Below are 14,979 nucleotides of genomic sequence, written 5' to 3'. Positions count from 1 at the left end.
GCGGGCACAGGACGTCCCGCCCGCGACGCACGCCCGCTGTCACCCTGCGTCATTCCGGCGCCCACCCCACCCCACCCCACCCTCATTCCGCCTTTGCTCTGCAGCCATCCACGCAGCAGGCACGGACCGCAACCGATGCGTCCGTGGCTGCAGAGCAAAGGCGGTCGTGGGTGGGGGGCGGAGTTGGCGGGCGTGCGAGAGAACTAGCAGCTCGGCGGCCCGTGACCGGACGGGGACCGCGGCGTCGACCGACCCCGGGGCCAGCGTTCGTCACTCACCGTCACACCGGGTCGCCGGCGGGCACGCTGTCACGCAAAGTCACCGTCGAGGGCACGCCGCCGCCGACAACCGATCGGTCGGCCGCCTGCGCGGGCCGAAGCGGGCGGAACGGGCCGCGACGGTAGCATCTGGGGGTCCCACCCGACTGCCTGGACGGAGGCGTACGGAGCCGCATGCTCGACATGGAGTTGATCCGGAAGGATCGCGAGGCGGTGGCGACCGCGCTGGCGAAGCGTCTGGATCCCGCCGAGGTCAACCGGGCGCTGGACGAGATCCAGCGGCTCGACCAGGAACGCCGCGCCCTCATCACGGAGATCGACGCCGAGCGGCAGCGCCGCAAGGCCGAGGCGCGCGCGTACGCGGAGGCGAAGCGGTCCGGCGCCACGCCGGAGCCGGTCGCGCCGGAGGCCGAGCGCAAGCAGCTCGCCGAGCTGGAGTCCCAGCTGGACGAGGTGCAGTCCCGGCTGCGCACCACCATGAGCGAGCTGCCCAACCTGCCCGCCGACGACGTGATCGCCGGTGGCAAGGAGGCCAACCGGGTGGTGCGCACCTTCGGCGAGCCGCCGGCCGTCGAGAAGGTCCGGGACCACGTGGAGCTGAGCCGGGCGCTCGGCCTGGTCGACCACGAGCGCGGGGTGAAGCTCGGCGGCTCCGGCTTCTGGATGTACACCGGTCTCGGGGCCCGGCTGGAGTGGGCGCTGGTCAACTGGCTGATCGAGCAGAACATCCAGGCCGGCTACGAGTTCCTGCTCCCGCCGCACCTGCTGCTGGACAGCGCCGGCTTCGCGGCCGGCCAGTTCCCGAAGTTCTACGACGACGTCTACCACCTGGACAAGCAGTCCGCCCCGCGCGGCCAGTTCCTGCTGCCCACCGCGGAGACGGCGATCCTCGGCGCGTTCCAGGACGAGATCCTGGAGACCCCGAAGCTGCCGCTGAAGGCGTTCGCCTACACGCCGTGCTACCGCCGGGAGGCGGCCGGCTCGCACTCCGACGAGCGCGGCACCGTGCGCGGCCACCAGTTCAACAAGGTGGAGATCTTCCAGTTCACCCTGCCGGAGCAGGCGGGCGCCGCGCTGGAGGCCATGGTCGGCCACGTCGAGGGCCTGGTCGAGAAGCTGGGCCTGCACTTCCAGACCAGCCTGCTCGCGGCCGGCGACTCCAGCGCCGCCATGAAGAAGACCCTCGACGTCGAGGTCTGGATGCCCAGCACCGGCAAGTACAAGGAGGTGTCGTCGGTCTCCTGGGGCGGCGACTACCAGGCCCGCCGGGCGGCCATCCGCTACCGGGAGCCGGGCGGCAAGCAGACCCGCTTCGTGCACACCCTCAACGGGTCGGCGCTGGCCACCAGCCGGCTCTTCCCGGCCATCCTGGAGCAGTTCCAGCAGCCCGACGGCTCGGTCGTCGTGCCGGAGGTGCTCCGCGACAAGCTCGGCACGGACCGGCTCACCCCGGTCCGCTGACCGCCTGACGCGTGGCGGGGGTCGGCTCGTCCGGCCCCCGCCGCCGTCGCCACCGCAGACCGGCCGCCAGCAACAGCACCAGGGCGGCCGCGAGCAGGGCCGGGCCGACCGTGTCCACCGCGCGGACCAGGGCCTGCTGCACGCGGGCGGCGGCCAGCACGACCGGGTCGCCGAAGGCGTCGTGGCGGCCTCGAGCGAGGCGCACCTCGTACCAGCCGTACCAGGCGACGTAGCCGCCGGCGACCAGCAGCACCAGGCCGCTCAGGCGGGGCACCCACGCGCCGGCGCCGCGCAGCCCGGCCACCAGCCGGCCGCGTAGCAGCGCCACGCCGAGCGCGGCCACCCCGACCACCAGACCCATCCCGATCGCGTACGCGCCGAAGAGCGCCAGCCCGCGCAGCGGCGAGCCGGCCCGCAGGCTGGTCACCACGATCGCCAGGAACGGGGCGATGGAGCAGGTCAGCGAGGTCAGCGCGTACGCCGCGCCGAACAGGACCATGGCCGGCCAGGTGCGGGTGAGCCGGGGCGCCCGGGCGAACGGGCGCGGGGCGGGCAGCCGCCGGCCGGCGAGCAGCCAGCAGCCGGCCAGCGCCAGCAGCACGCCGAGGGTCACGGTCAGCCAGGGCAGCCGGGGGCGCAACCAGTCGGCCAGCGGCGCGACGGCCAGCCCGAAGGCGCCGAAGACCAGCGCGTACCCGAGGGTCAGCCCGGCCGTGGCGGTGAGCGCGCGGCCGACCGCGCCGCGACCGTCCGCGGGGCCGGCGACCAGCAGCGACAGGTACGCGGGCAGCATGGCGAAGCCGCACGGGTTGACCGCGGCGAGCATGCCCGCGGTCAGCGCGAGCAGCAGCCCGCCGGTCATCCCCGGGCCAGCGCGTCGACCTGCCGGGTGAGTGACTCGCCGTCTAGGAAGCCCTGGTGGACGATCCGGCCGTCGCGGTCCACGACCACGAAGGTGCTCTGCTCGACCACCTCGAACCGGCGCCACAGCGCGCCGGACCGGTCGTCGAGCTGCGGGGTGCCGGCCAGCTCGAACTCGCTGACGAACTCCTTCATGGCCTTCTGCTCGCCCAGCCCGGCGACGCCGACGATCGGCACCGTGTCCCGGTACTTCGGGGCGATCTCGGCGACCGTCCACGCCTGGCTGGCGCAGGTGGCGCACCAGGGCGCCCAGAACCACAGCACCACCGGCTTCCCGGCCAGGGCGGCGGCGGAGAACGCCGTACCGTCGAGGGTCTTCGCGGTGAACGACAGCGTCTCGGGCACCCGGGCCGGGACCACCGGGGCGGCCGGCGACGCCGACGCGGACGCGGCCGGGGCGGGAGCCACGGCGCCGACCGGGGTGGCCCGCTCCGGCCCGACCGCGCAGGACGCGGCGCCGGGCAGCGTGACGGCCAGCACGGCGGCGGTGACCAGGCGACGGGCGGTGGGTGGGCGCATCCGCGTCTCCATCCGGGTTGGGCTACTCGGCCTTGACCAGGCGGAGCGCGAGTTCGGGACAGACCTTGACCGCCTTGAGCGCGCCCTCCCGCAGCCAGGTCGGCACCGGGGTGGCGGGGAAGGCGGGGTAACCGTTGCCGTCGAGCCGGATGAAGTCCGGCACCACGTGGGCGCAGAGGCCGTGCCCGTCGCAGCGGGACCAGTCGAGGGTGAGCTTCCGGGGGTTGGCGTCGGGCGCGCCGGGCAGCCCCATGAGGCCCTTGACCCGCTTGCCGCAGCCCTCGCCGGTGGCGTGCAGCCGCAGGTCCTCGGCGAACACCTCCATGGCGGAGAGCGCGAACCGGGCGGTGCCGTCGGGGTGGCTGCACGCCCCCCGACCCTTCACGTCGCCGGCCGCCGCGCGGACCACCTCGATCGGCGCGCTGCCTGAGACGGCCAGGTCGACGGCGCGGGCCAGGTCGGGCAGGCCCATCTTGCACGGGCCGCACTGACCGGCGGACTCACCGGCCAGGTAGCGGACAACCTGGGCGGCCTCGCCCAGCGGGCAGGTGTCGCGGGCCAGCGGGACGATGATGCCGGCGCCCAGGGTGCCACCGACCGCGGCGAGTCCCTTGCGGGAGACCTCGGCCCGGTCCGCCGCCTCCGGGGTGATCCATTTGCCGTGGTAGCCGCCCATCAGGATGCCCGGCCCCTCGGGCACCTCGCAGAGCTCCAGGATCTCGCGTAGCGGGGTGCCGGCGGCGCACTCCACCACGGCGGGCCGCTTGGCCGCCCCGGTGACGGTGAGCAGCACGGTGCCCGGCTCGTCGTCGGTGCCGAGCGCGGCATACTCGTACGGGCCGATCCGGGCGGCGACCGCGAGCTGGGCGTACGTCTCGGCGTTGGAGAGCAGCGTGGGCAGCCCGTTCACCCCGGAGTCGCTGGACCGCTTCTTGGTGCCCGGCGGGATGTGCGGCAGCCCGTTGATCCCGTTGACAAGGGCGCCGCCCTCGCCGGAGATGAACCGGTGCGGCACGGTGACGATGGTGGTCGGCACCGGCATCCGCCGCTCCTGCAACGCCTCGGTGAGCGAGGGCCGGCCCACGTCGTCGTCGGCCACCCCGATCACGATCTCCTCGGCGTCCAGCGCGTACGCGGCCAGCGCGGCGCCGTCCAGGATGAGGTGCGGGGCCCGGGTGAGCAGCACCTTGTCCTTCCAGCTCGCCGGCTCCCCCTCGGAGGCGTTGACCACCACCACGGCGGCGAGGTCCTGCCGCTCGCAGGACTCCAGCACCGCGCGCAGCTTGCGGGCGAACGGGAAGCCGGCCCCGCCCTTGCCCTTGAGGTCGATCGCCTCGGCGAGCCGGAGCAGGGCGGCCGGCTCCATGGGCCCGATCGGGCCGTGCACCTCCTCGTGGGCGAGCAGGTCGAGTCTCCCGAACTCGGCGAAGCCGGCGGTGAGCCGGGGCTCGCCGACACAGGCCACCGGCGGCACGGTCGTGCGCATCACTTGGCCTCACCCCGCAGCCCGGCCCAGTACGCGCCGTCCACGGCGTCGGCGTTGGCGTTGGCCCGCTTGCGCCGGCTCGACCGGCTCTCGCCGGAGGCCTTCCGGGCCCGCCGGGAGGCGAGGTCGACCAGGGTCGGGGTGTCGTCGACGAAGGCGTCGTCGGGGGCGTAGCGGGCCGGCGGACGCCAGTAGTCCGGCTCCTCCGGCAGGTCCTCCTCGACGCTGTGCCGGCCGCTGTCGCTGCGCGGCGCCGACGAGATGGGACCGGCCGAGATCGGACCGGCCGAGATGGGCTCGCCGGAGACGGGCCGGCTCTCCCAGCGGCGCGGGCTGTCCCACGGCTCCTCCGGCTCGTCGCGCCGCCGGGGCGGGGCCGAGTAGCGGGCGATCTCGGGTGGGGTGGAGTAGCGGCTGCCGGTGTCCGGCGGCGCCGAGTGCCGGCCGCCGCTCTCCGGCGGGGCCGAGTAGCGGGCGTCGACGTCGGCGTCGGCGCGGGACCGGCGGGCGCTCCGCTCCTCATCGTCCCGGTAGCGGCGGCCGGTCCGCTCGTCCTCGCGGCGCCGGGCCACCGGCTCGCGCTCCTCGCGCCGGACGGCGGGCTCGCGCTCCTCGCGCCTCGCCACCGGCTCGCGCTCCTCGCGCCGCCGGGTGGCGGGCGCCGGCTCGGCGTCGCGGCGGCGGGCCGGGGAGACGGGCGCCTCGGCGCGCCGCCGGCTGGCCCCCGCGCGGACCGGCTCGCGCAGCGTCCCGGGCTCCGGCACCACGGGTACGGCGAACCGCTCGGGATCGCGGCGCCGGGCGGTGCCGGCCGGCGCGGTCCAGGTGGCGGTGGCCTCGGCCCAGCGGCCCCGGCTGGACCGGCTCTCCTCCTTGCCGGCGTTGCGGCGCCGGGTCAGCCCGGCGAGCAGGCCCGTGCGCTCCTCCCCCTTGCCGGCCATGGCCTGGTTCAGCGCGGCGGCCTGGTGCTGCTCCCGGCTGCGCTTGCCGAGGTGGACGGAGAGGCGGACCAGCAGCGCCATCACCACCAGCAGCACGCAGGCCAGGTAGCTCAGCACCACCCAGGTCTTCGCCGCGCGGCCGGCGTTGAGCCCGTGCAGCAGTGCGAACGGCCAGGAGACGTACGCCATGGAGTGCAGCCCGCGCCACATCCACTTGGGACCGACGCCGGCGAACCGGACCCGGACGATGCCGGTCCAGAGCACGCCGACCATCAGCAGCGCGGCCACGGTGCCCAGCCCGACGTAGAGGCCCCGGCCGGCGACGAACGGCACCAGCGCGTCGGTCGGCCCGGCCCGGCCGATCGCGACCTTGGTGATCACGTGACAGACCAGCCCGGCCACGCCGAGGACGCCGGTGGCCCGGTGCGCCGACTGGAGCAGCACCCGGTGCGGGATGAGCAGCACCAGCCGGTCGGTGGCGAGCAGGCCCATCATCACGGTGAGGCTGAGCGAGACCAGGGTGACCACCCCGGCGAAGAACTCGGTGAAGAAGAATCCGTACGAGTACATGACGGTGCCGGCGCCGGCCAGTTCGAGGCCGGCCCACGCGACGGCGAGCGCGGACACGCTGAGCGCCACCATCGCGGATCTCGACATCGTCCGGGCACCACGGCTGGTGGTGGCGGTCCGGACGGTCGTCGCCTTCTCGTTCTGCTGTGCCCGGGCCATCTGCTCCTCGATCGTCTCGCGGCGGCGCCCCCACCGGCCGACCCTGCTCCCCTCTCCAGTACGGACGGACGGCACGGGCGGATCACCTCCGGTGGCGAATTTCTCGGCCGGTCCGTCGAACCGTCCGGCCCCGGGGCGCGTGTAGCGCCTGACGCAACGAAACATGTCCATGCGTTGACAGTTCTTGCAACACGCTTGTAACCTTGCCGAAAATTTCAGGCCGACTTGCAAGAAACCGGCACTGAAGCCCCCGGCACCGCACACCCCCTCAGGAGTCCCGATGCATCGACGTCGATGCCGCGCGGCTGCCCTAGCCCTGGGCCTGGCCGCCAGCCTGCTCGTCCCCACCACCGTGGCGGCTCCCCCGGCCGCCGCGGCCACCCCCGGCAGCAAGAAGGTCATCGTCCAGCTCTTCGAGTGGAACTGGACCTCGGTGGCCAGCGAGTGCACCAGCACCCTCGGCCCGAAGGGCTACGGCTACGTCCAGGTCTCCCCGCCGCAGGAACACGTGCGGGGCAACCAGTGGTGGGTGGCCTACCAGCCGGTCAGCTACCGGATCGAGTCCCGCAAGGGCACCCGCGCCCAGTTCCAGGCGATGGTGAACACCTGCCACAACGCCGGCGTGAAGGTCATCGTCGACGCCGTGGTCAACCACATGTCCGGCCAGGACAACGGCGGCACCGGCTGGGCCGGCAGCGGCTTCGGCCACTACGACTACCCCGGCACCTACTCCAGCCAGGACTTCCACTACTGCGGCCGCAACGGCAACAACGACATCGCCAACTACGGCGACCGGTACGAGGTGCAGAACTGCGAGCTGGTCAACCTGGCCGACCTGAAGACCGAGTCGGACTACGTACGCACCCGGCTCGCCGCGTACCTCAACGACCTGCTCTCGCTCGGGGTCGACGGCTTCCGGCTGGACGCCAGCAAGCACATGCCGGCCGCCGACATCGCCGCGATCAAGGGGAAGCTGTCCCGCTCGGCGTACCTGGTGCAGGAGGTCATCTACGGCGCCGGCGAGCCGATCCAGCCGACCGAGTACACCGGCAACGGCGACGTGCACGAGTTCCGCTACGGCAAGGACCTGGCCCGGATGTTCAACAGCGAGCGGCTGGCGTACCTGCGCAACTTCGGCGAGGCCTGGGGTTACCTGCCCGGCGGCTCGGCGGTGGTCTTCACCGACAACCACGACACCCAGCGCGACGGCGGCGTGCTGACCTACCGCGACCGCGGCGAGTACGCCCTCGCGAACGCCTTCATGCTCGCCTGGCCGTACGGCACCCCGGCGGTGATGTCCAGCTACACGTTCGGCAACAAGGACCAGGGCCCGCCCTCGGACGCCAGCAACAAGACGTCGAACACCACCTGCTACTCGGGCTGGGAGTGCGAGCACCGCTGGCGGGTGATCGCCAACATGGTCGGCTTCGCCAACGCCACCCAGGGCGCCGGCGTCGCCAACTGGTACGACAACGGCTGGCAGCACATCGCGTTCAGCCGGGCCGGTAGGGGCTACCTCACCGTCAACGACGAGGACTTCGCGATCAGCGGCCGGTCCTACTACACCGGCCTGCCGGCCGGGCGCTACTGCGACGTCATCCACGGCGACTTCAGCAACGGCTCGTGCAGCGGTCCGGTGATCACCGTGGACGCCGGCGGCTGGTTCCCCGCCACCGTCAACGCGCACGACGCGATCGCCATCCACATCGGCGCGAAGCTGCCCTGACCTGGGACGACATCGGCCCCCGCGCCGCCGTTTCGCGGCCCGGGGGCCGTGCGCCCGATTACAGTGTCGATCGTGCTGTTTGACCGATTGTTCTCGCGCTGGACGTTCGGCTGGCTGCTCGCCGCGGTCGGCGTACCGGTGCTGCTGGCGGCCGCGCTGCTGGTCGGGCGCGGCCTCACCGGCGGTCCGGCCCCGGCGCCGGTCGCCGGCGCACCCACCGCGGCGGTGCCGCCCGCTCCGGAGGAGCCGAGCCCGTCCCCCGAGGAGTCCGTGCCGGCCGCCGCACCCGCCCCGGACGACCTGCCGGTGGTCACCTACGACCCGGCGCCCGGCGGATTCCCCGCCGACCCCGGTGCGGCCGACACCCGCCCGCTGGCCGAGGGGCTCACGCCGACCCGCAACGTGGCCGCGTACGACGCGCCGGGCGGCCGGCCGCTGGCCTTCCTCGCGCCCACCATCAGCGGCGTCGAGCTGACCGTGCCGATCGTCGAGCGGCGGGTGGGCTGGACCGCCGTCCTGCTCCCCTCGGCCAACCGGCGGATCGCCTGGCTGCCGGCCGGCGGCTGGAGCATCGTCGCGCTGCGCGACCAGATCGTGGTGGAACGCCGCCCGCACCGGCTCACCTGGTACCGGGACGGCAGCGCCGTGCGCTCCTGGGAGGTCAGCCTCGGCATGTCCGGGCAGCTGACCCCGCTCGGCCGCACCTTCGTCCTGGGCCGCACCCCGCCCCCGCAGGACGTCTACGGCGGGGTGGACATCTTCGCCCTGGGCGCGATCCCCGACGACCCGGACGCGGTGCCGACCGGCTTGCGCGGCGCCCACATCGGACTGCACAGCTGGTACACCGACGCAACGCTCGGCAAGAACGTCACCAATGGCTGCATCCGGCTCACCCGCAGCGGCCAGCGGCAGCTCCTCGCCGAGCTGCGCCCGGGCACCGCGGTCGTGGTCGTGGACCAGCTCCCGGCCCCGCCGGCCACCGCCTGAGCCGGCTCAGTCGCCGAGCAGCCAGCCGTTCTCCTCGGCGATCCGGACCGCGTCGGCCCGGTTGCGGGCACCGGTCTTGCCGATCGCCGCCGACAGGTGGTTGCGCACCGTCCCCTCGGAGAGGTGCAGCGTCGCCGCCAGCTCCGCCACCGTGCCGCCGCCCCGGGCCGTACGCAGCACCTCGGTCTCCCGGTCGGTGAGCGGGCTCGGCCCGGTGGCCAGGGTCTCCGCGGCGAGCGTCGGGTCGACCACCCGCAGCCCGGCGTGCACCCGGCGGACCGCGTCGGCGAGCTGCCGGGCCGGGGTGTCCTTGACCACGAAGCCGTTCGCGCCCGCCTCCATGGCCCGCCGCAGGTAGCCGGGCCGGCCGAAGGTGGTCACCATCAGCACCCGGCAGCCGGGCAGCGCGGCCCGCACCGCCGCGGCCGCCGCGACCCCGTCCAGGCCGGGCATCTCCACGTCGAGCAGGGCCACGTCGGGCCGGGTGCGCAGCGCCTCCGGCACCACCTCGTCGCCCCGCCCCACCTCGGCCACCACGGTCAGGTCCGGCTCCAGCGACAGCAACGCGGCGAGCGCGCCACGGACCAGCGCCTGGTCGTCCGCGAGCAGCAGCCGGATCGGCTCGCTCATCCGGTCGTCCCCCGTTCGGCGTCGGGCAGCGTCACCCGGAGCAGGAAGCCGCGCCCGGCGCGCGGGCGGCCGACGACGACCGTGGCGTCCAGCCGCCGGGCCCGCTCCCGGAGCCCGACCAGGCCGTGGCCGGTCGCCTCCGGCTCGCCGGCCGGCCCCCGGCCGTCGTCGCGGATCTCCACGGCCGTCGGGTCGATCCGGATCTCGCAGCGCCGGGCCCCGCTGTGCCGGACCACGTTGGTCACCCCCTCGCGGACCGTCCAGCCGAACAGCTCGTCCCGCTCCGCCGGCAGCGACGGCGCCGTCTCCGGCAGGTCCGCGGCGATGCCCGCGGCGGCCAGCGCCGAGCGGGCGCCCGCCAGCTCCGCCGCCAGGCTCACCCCGCGGTACGCCCCGACGGTGCCCCGCACGTCGGCCAGGGCCTGCCGGGCCAGCCGCTCGATGTCCGCGACCTCGGTGGCCGCCCGGGCCGGGTCCAGCTCCAGCAGCCGGCCGGCCAGCTCCGCCTTGACCGCCACCACGGTCAGCGAGTGCCCGAGGATGTCGTGCAGGTCCCGTGCGGTGCGGGCCCGCTCCTCGGCCACCGCCAGCCGGCGGATCTCCTGCTGGGCGCCCTGGAGTTCGGCGTTGCGCTGCGCCAGCCGGGTCACCCCGAACATGGCGAACGAGGCGAGCACGACGGCGAAGACCACGGTCCCCTCGGCCTCCCAGCCGGGCACCAGCGCCGCCGTGACCGGCGGGGTCAGCGCGGCCAGCACGACCACCAGCAGGGACTCCCAGATCGGCAGCAGGAACACCGCCGCGGCCGCCACGAAGACCAGTGTGGTCAGCCAGTCCCCCTCGGTGCCCGGAATGCCCGCGAGGCCGAGCCCGAGCAGCGCCGCCAGGACCGTCCACGCCCGACCGCGCGGGATGTTCCGGTGCGCCTGCCGCCGGCCGCGCGCCCACTCGAACACCCAGACGTAGAGCACGCCGAAGGCGATCAGGGTGACCGCGCCGAGCACCCGGCGCCACACCTCGGGTTGGTGCAGGGCGGTGAGCAGCGGGATGTTGAGGAAGAAGAGCCAGACCGCGGCCAGGAGCCAGCCGGTGATCCGCCAACGGCGGCTCACCGGCTGGCTCGGCTGGTGCGGCAGGCCCACGGTGAACACGCTAACCTCCGCCGCCGCGCCTCAGACGCGGGTGGTGTCGCGGCGGAACAGCCGGGCCGCGCCGAAGCCGAAGAAGGCGGTCCAGGCGACCACGTTGCCGACGGCCACCCAGTCCAGCCCGGCCCCGGTCAGCGGCGCCCGGGCGAGCTGGCCGACGCCGTACACCGGGGTGAACTTGGCGATCTGCTGCATCGCGTGGGGCAGGATGTCGAGCGGGACGAACAGCCCGCCGAGCATGGCCAGGATGGCGAGCGCCGGTCCCATGAACTGCATGACGTTCTCGGCCGGGGCGAGGTAGCCGACGAAGAGACCGAGGGCGGCGAAGACGAGCGAGCCGATCCAGGCGGTCAGGCCGGACTCGATCCAGACGTGCACCGGCATCCGGACCCCGGAGGCGGCGCCCACGGCGAACTCGACCAGCACGCCGAGCAGGCCGAGCACCATGGCGGTGGCCACCTTCGTGGCCACGTACGCGGCCGGGCGCAGCGGAGTGAGCCGCAGCTGCCGGCTCCAGCCCAGCGCCCGCTCGGTGGCGACCGACGCGCCGGCGCTGGTGGTGGCGACCATGGCCGCGTAGACGGCCAGGCTGATCATGATCCAGCCCATCACGGGCAGGCCGTTGTCCAGGTTCTGCCCGCGCTGCGGCAGGCCGAACAGCAGGAAGAACACCGCCGGCATGACCAGGATGAACACCAGCGTGCGGCGGTTGCGCAGCACCCGGCGGATCTCGATGCCGAGCACGGGGGCGGAGAAGCCGCCCAGCGCGGGAGGCCGGCGGTTTCCGGCCCGGTCGGGCGTGGTGGTGGCGGACGAGGCGGTGACGGTCATCTCAGGCTCCGGGGTCGTTCGCGGTCGGCGTCAGGCGGCGGCGGTCAGGGCGAGGAAGGCGTCCTCGAGGTTGCGCGAGGTGATCTCCAGGTCGCGGGCGTCGGTCCGGGTCAGCAGGTGCCGGGCGACCACGTCGGAGTCCTCGGTGTGGACCAGCACGGCGTCGCCGCGCACCTCGACGGACTGCACGCCGGGCAGCGCCGCGAGCGCGGTCTGGTCGGCGCCCGGGAGGGTGGCCCGCACGACCCGGCCGGCGGCCAGGTTCTTGATCTCGGCGGTGGTGCCGTCGGCGACCACCCGGCCCTGGCGGACCAGCACGATCCGGTCTGCGTACGCGTCGGCCTCGTCCAGGTAGTGGGTGGCGAACAGGACGGTCCGGCCGGAGCGGGCGTCGGCACGGATGGCCTGCCAGAAGTCCCGCCGCCCCTCGACGTCCATCCCGGTGGTCGGCTCGTCGAGCACCATGAGGTCGGGGTCGGGCAGCAGCGCCAGGGCGAAGCGCAGCCGCTGCTGCTGGCCGCCGGAGCACTTGCCCACCGCGCGGTCGGCGATGTCGGCGATGCCGGCCCGCTCCAGCACCTCGGACGCCGGCCGGGACTGGCCGTAGAAGTGCGCGGTCATCCGTACCGTCTCGGCGACGGTGAGGTCCTTGAGCAGGCCGCCGGTCTGCATCACGGCGGCGACCCGGCCGAGCCGGACGGCGTCGCCGGGCGTGCCGCCGAAGAGCCGGACGGTGCCGGCGTCCGGGCGGGCCAGCCCGAGCAGCATGTCCACGGTGGTGGTCTTGCCGGCGCCGTTGGGGCCGAGGAAGGCGACCACCTCGCCCGGTTCGATCCGGAGGCTGAGCCCGTCGACGGCGGTCACCGGGCCGAAGGTCTTGGTGAGTCCGGCCAGCTCGACGGCCGGTGGGGTGTCGGTCATGACAACGATGCTCCGGGGACCGGCGGGCCGGTCCCCGGAGCGGGCGTCACCTTCCGACCGTGACATTTGTCAGGGCGGTCAGTGGCCGCCGCCGGCCCCCTCCCGGGCCCGGCGGGGCAGCAGGAACGCGCCGGCCACGGTGACCAGCAGCAGTCCCAGCTCGGCGAGGAGGGTGACCCGCACGGCGTGCGACACCGACTCGGCCAGCCCGTCGAAGAAGACCGTGCCGAGCAGCGCCACGCCGAGCGCGCCGCCGAGCTGCTGCACGGCGGTGAGCGTGCCGGACGCCGAGCCGGTCTCCGCCTCCTCGACCCCGGAGAGCACGATGTCGAAGAAGGGCGCCATCACCAGGCCCATGCCGAAGCCGACCGCCAGCAGCGCGGGCGTCATCCGCCACGGGGTGACGTCGGCGCCGGCCACGGTGAGGGTGAGCAGCATCCCGGTGACGCCGGCCAGCACCACCCCGAGTCCGAGGTGGATGAGCCGCCGGCCGAGCCGCTGGGCCAGGCCGGCGCCGGCGAGCACGAAGGCGGCCACCATGCCGAGCGCCTGGGGCACGCCGGCCAGCCCGGCGCGCAGCGGCGACCAGCCGAGCCCGAGCTGGAGGTAGAGGCTGAACACCAGCGAGAAGCCGGCCAGCGCGGTGAAGAAGGCGAGCCCGGCGACCAGCCCGCCGGTGAAGGCGCGGCGGCGGAACAGGGCGGGCACCACCAGTGGGTCCCGGCCGGCCCGCTGCCGGCGCCGCTCGTAGCGGGCGAAGACCGCCAGCACGACGACCGCGCCGGCCAGCATGGCGAAGCTCCACGCCGGCCAGCCCAGCTCGCGGCCCTGCACCAGCGGGTGGACCAGCAGGAACACCGCGACCGAGAGGAGCGCGACGCCGGGCAGGTCGAGCCGGGTGGCGTGGCCGGGTCGGGAGGCCGGCAGGAAGCGGGCCGCGCCGAGGGCGGCGAGCAGGCCGAGCGGGACGTTGATCAGGAAGATGGCGCGCCAGCCGGTGCCGCCGAGGTCGGCGTCGACCAGCCAGCCGGCCAGGATCGGCCCGCCGACGGCGGAGATCCCCATCACGGGGCCGAACGCGCCGAAGGCGGCGGCCAGCTGCTCCGGCGGGAACATCTCCTTGATGAGGCCCAGCCCCTGCGGGAGGAGCAGCGCGCCGAGCAGGCCCTGGGCCACCCGGGCGGCGATCAGCGTGCCGGGGCTGCCGGCGAGGGCGCAGGCGGCCGAGGCGGCGGTGAAGCCGAGCACCCCGACCAGGAACATCCGGCGCCGGCCGTACAGGTCGCCGAGGCGGCCGCCGGTGACCAGGCCGACGGCCATGGCGAGGGTGTAGCCGGCCCCGATCCACTGGATGACGGTGGGCGAGCCGCCGAGGTCGGCCCGGATCGCCGGGCCGGCGAGGTTCGTGACGAGCACGTCGAGCAGGTCCATCACCTCGGCGGCGAGGATCACCGCGAGGGCGATCCAGCGCCAGCGGTGGCCTGCGGCCGGTGGTGCCGCGATGAGTTGGGTGGTCATGGGGTCCCCCGATTCGAGCGAACACTGTTCGTTGACGAACACTGTTCTATCAACGAACGCCGTTCGCAGCAAGTACGATGTTCGAGTCCCCACATCCCGGAGGTCGTCCGTGAGCGAAACCCCCGCGCCACCGTGGCGCACCCGGCCGCGCAGCCGGGCGACCCGCCTGCCGCTCAGCCAGCAGGCCGTGGTCGACGCCGCCCTCGCCGTGCTCGGCCGGGAAGGTCTGGGCGGCCTCAGCATGCGGCGGGTGGCCCAGGAGCTGGGCACCGGACCGGCCTCCCTCTACGCCCACGTCTCCGGGCGCGAGGAACTGCTCGAACTTCTCGTCGACCGGGTCAGCGCGGACATCACCGTGCCCGAGCCCGACCCGGGCCGCTGGACGGAGCAGGTCCGCGAGGTGGCCCGGCAGGCGTACCGGGTCTACGCCGCGCACACCGACCTGGCGCTGGCCTCACTGGCCACCATCCCCACCGGTCCGAACGCCCTGCGGGTCACCGACGGGCTGCTCGCCGTTCTCCGCAGCGGCGGCGTGCCGGCACAGCAGGCAGCCTGGTTCCTCGACCGGCTCTTTCTCTACATCGCGGGCGACGCCTACGAGGGCGCCCTGTACGCCGAGAAGGTCCGGGCCGCCGGACAGGACCAGCCGGCGTGGTGGGCGCGGATGCGCGAGCAGCTCAGCACGTTCTACCGGAACCTGCCGGCGGGGCGGTACCCGCACGTGCGGGAGCACGTGGACGCGCTGCTCGCCGGCGACGGCGACACCCGCTTCGAGTTCGGCGTCGACCTGCTGATCCGGGGCCTCGCCACCCACGTCGCGCCCGGGAGTGAGGGCGGCCGGGCCGGGTAACCAGCGCCGACGTCAGTCGCCGCGGCACCGGGA

At 74.5% G+C, this 14,979-nt stretch carries 13 protein-coding genes; 4 read left to right on the top strand and 9 right to left on the bottom strand.

Annotated features, from left to right (window positions below):
- Nucleotides 1-452 precede the first annotated feature (452 nt).
- Nucleotides 453-1,739 carry a serine--tRNA ligase gene (gene serS, locus ABZ452_RS05965; RefSeq protein ID WP_357939403.1) on the top strand — a complete coding sequence of 429 codons (1,287 nt, stop codon included), beginning with the start codon at nt 453-455 and terminating at the stop codon, nt 1,737-1,739.
- Here serS and ABZ452_RS05960 read toward each other — a convergent pair.
- From ABZ452_RS05960 to ABZ452_RS05945, 4 genes are read right to left on the bottom strand one after another with little or no spacing between them, the layout of a single operon-like run.
- Nucleotides 1,723-2,601, bottom strand: a complete 879-nt coding sequence (locus ABZ452_RS05960) for a cytochrome c biogenesis CcdA family protein (protein ID WP_357939401.1) — start codon at nt 2,599-2,601, stop codon at nt 1,723-1,725. The two genes, serS and ABZ452_RS05960, sit on opposite strands and share 17 nt — an antisense overlap.
- Nucleotides 2,598-3,179 carry a redoxin domain-containing protein gene (locus ABZ452_RS05955; RefSeq protein ID WP_357939399.1) on the bottom strand — a complete coding sequence of 194 codons (582 nt, stop codon included), beginning with the start codon at nt 3,177-3,179 and terminating at the stop codon, nt 2,598-2,600. Before ABZ452_RS05955 ends, ABZ452_RS05960 begins: the two co-directional genes overlap by 4 nt.
- 22 nt (nt 3,180-3,201) lie before the next feature.
- On the bottom strand, nt 3,202-4,668 hold the full coding sequence (locus ABZ452_RS05950) for an NADH-ubiquinone oxidoreductase-F iron-sulfur binding region domain-containing protein (protein WP_357939397.1): 1,467 nt from the start codon (nt 4,666-4,668) through the stop codon (nt 3,202-3,204).
- Nucleotides 4,665-6,263, bottom strand: a complete 1,599-nt coding sequence (locus tag ABZ452_RS05945) for a hypothetical protein (RefSeq protein ID WP_357939395.1) — start codon at nt 6,261-6,263, stop codon at nt 4,665-4,667. Before ABZ452_RS05945 ends, ABZ452_RS05950 begins: the two co-directional genes overlap by 4 nt.
- 352 nt (nt 6,264-6,615) lie before the next feature.
- Between ABZ452_RS05945 and ABZ452_RS05940 the strand changes: the two genes are divergently transcribed.
- Complete coding sequence (locus ABZ452_RS05940) at nt 6,616-8,061, top strand: alpha-amylase family glycosyl hydrolase (RefSeq protein WP_357939393.1); 1,446 nt, start codon at nt 6,616-6,618, stop codon at nt 8,059-8,061.
- Between the two features lie 72 nt (nt 8,062-8,133).
- Nucleotides 8,134-9,048, top strand: coding sequence for a L,D-transpeptidase (locus tag ABZ452_RS05935; protein ID WP_357939391.1), 915 nt, complete (start codon nt 8,134-8,136; stop codon nt 9,046-9,048).
- A gap of 6 nt (nt 9,049-9,054) precedes the next feature.
- On the opposite strand, the gene ABZ452_RS05930 is transcribed toward ABZ452_RS05935, so the two are convergent.
- From ABZ452_RS05930 to ABZ452_RS05910, 5 genes are all read right to left on the bottom strand, one after another.
- Complete coding sequence (locus tag ABZ452_RS05930) at nt 9,055-9,678, bottom strand: response regulator transcription factor (protein ID WP_357939389.1); 624 nt, start codon at nt 9,676-9,678, stop codon at nt 9,055-9,057.
- Nucleotides 9,675-10,829, bottom strand: coding sequence for a sensor histidine kinase (locus tag ABZ452_RS05925; protein ID WP_357939387.1), 1,155 nt, complete (start codon nt 10,827-10,829; stop codon nt 9,675-9,677). The genes ABZ452_RS05930 and ABZ452_RS05925 overlap by 4 nt, the downstream gene beginning before the upstream one ends.
- 21 nt (nt 10,830-10,850) lie before the next feature.
- Nucleotides 10,851-11,657: an ABC transporter permease gene (locus ABZ452_RS05920; protein WP_357939385.1), complete on the bottom strand. Its 807-nt coding sequence runs from the start codon at nt 11,655-11,657 to the stop codon at nt 10,851-10,853.
- 30 nt (nt 11,658-11,687) lie between these two features.
- Nucleotides 11,688-12,578 (bottom strand): ABC transporter ATP-binding protein, encoded by an 891-nt coding sequence (locus ABZ452_RS05915; protein ID WP_357939383.1) that lies wholly within the window; start codon nt 12,576-12,578, stop codon nt 11,688-11,690.
- Between the two features lie 78 nt (nt 12,579-12,656).
- Nucleotides 12,657-14,096, bottom strand: a complete 1,440-nt coding sequence (locus ABZ452_RS05910) for a DHA2 family efflux MFS transporter permease subunit (protein ID WP_357939381.1) — start codon at nt 14,094-14,096, stop codon at nt 12,657-12,659.
- A 109-nt stretch (nt 14,097-14,205) separates the two neighbouring features.
- Here ABZ452_RS05910 and ABZ452_RS05905 point away from each other — a divergent pair, with 109 nt between their 5' ends.
- Complete coding sequence (locus ABZ452_RS05905) at nt 14,206-14,946, top strand: TetR/AcrR family transcriptional regulator (protein ID WP_357939379.1); 741 nt, start codon at nt 14,206-14,208, stop codon at nt 14,944-14,946.
- The last annotated feature ends 33 nt before the right edge of the window (nt 14,947-14,979 follow it).

The sequence above is a fragment of the Micromonospora sp. NPDC005707 genome, from assembly GCF_040631005.1.
GTDB lineage: Bacteria > Actinomycetota > Actinomycetes > Mycobacteriales > Micromonosporaceae > Micromonospora.
The sequence above is the reverse complement of the archived record's forward strand: the minus strand, read 5'-3'. Positions and strand labels throughout refer to the sequence as shown.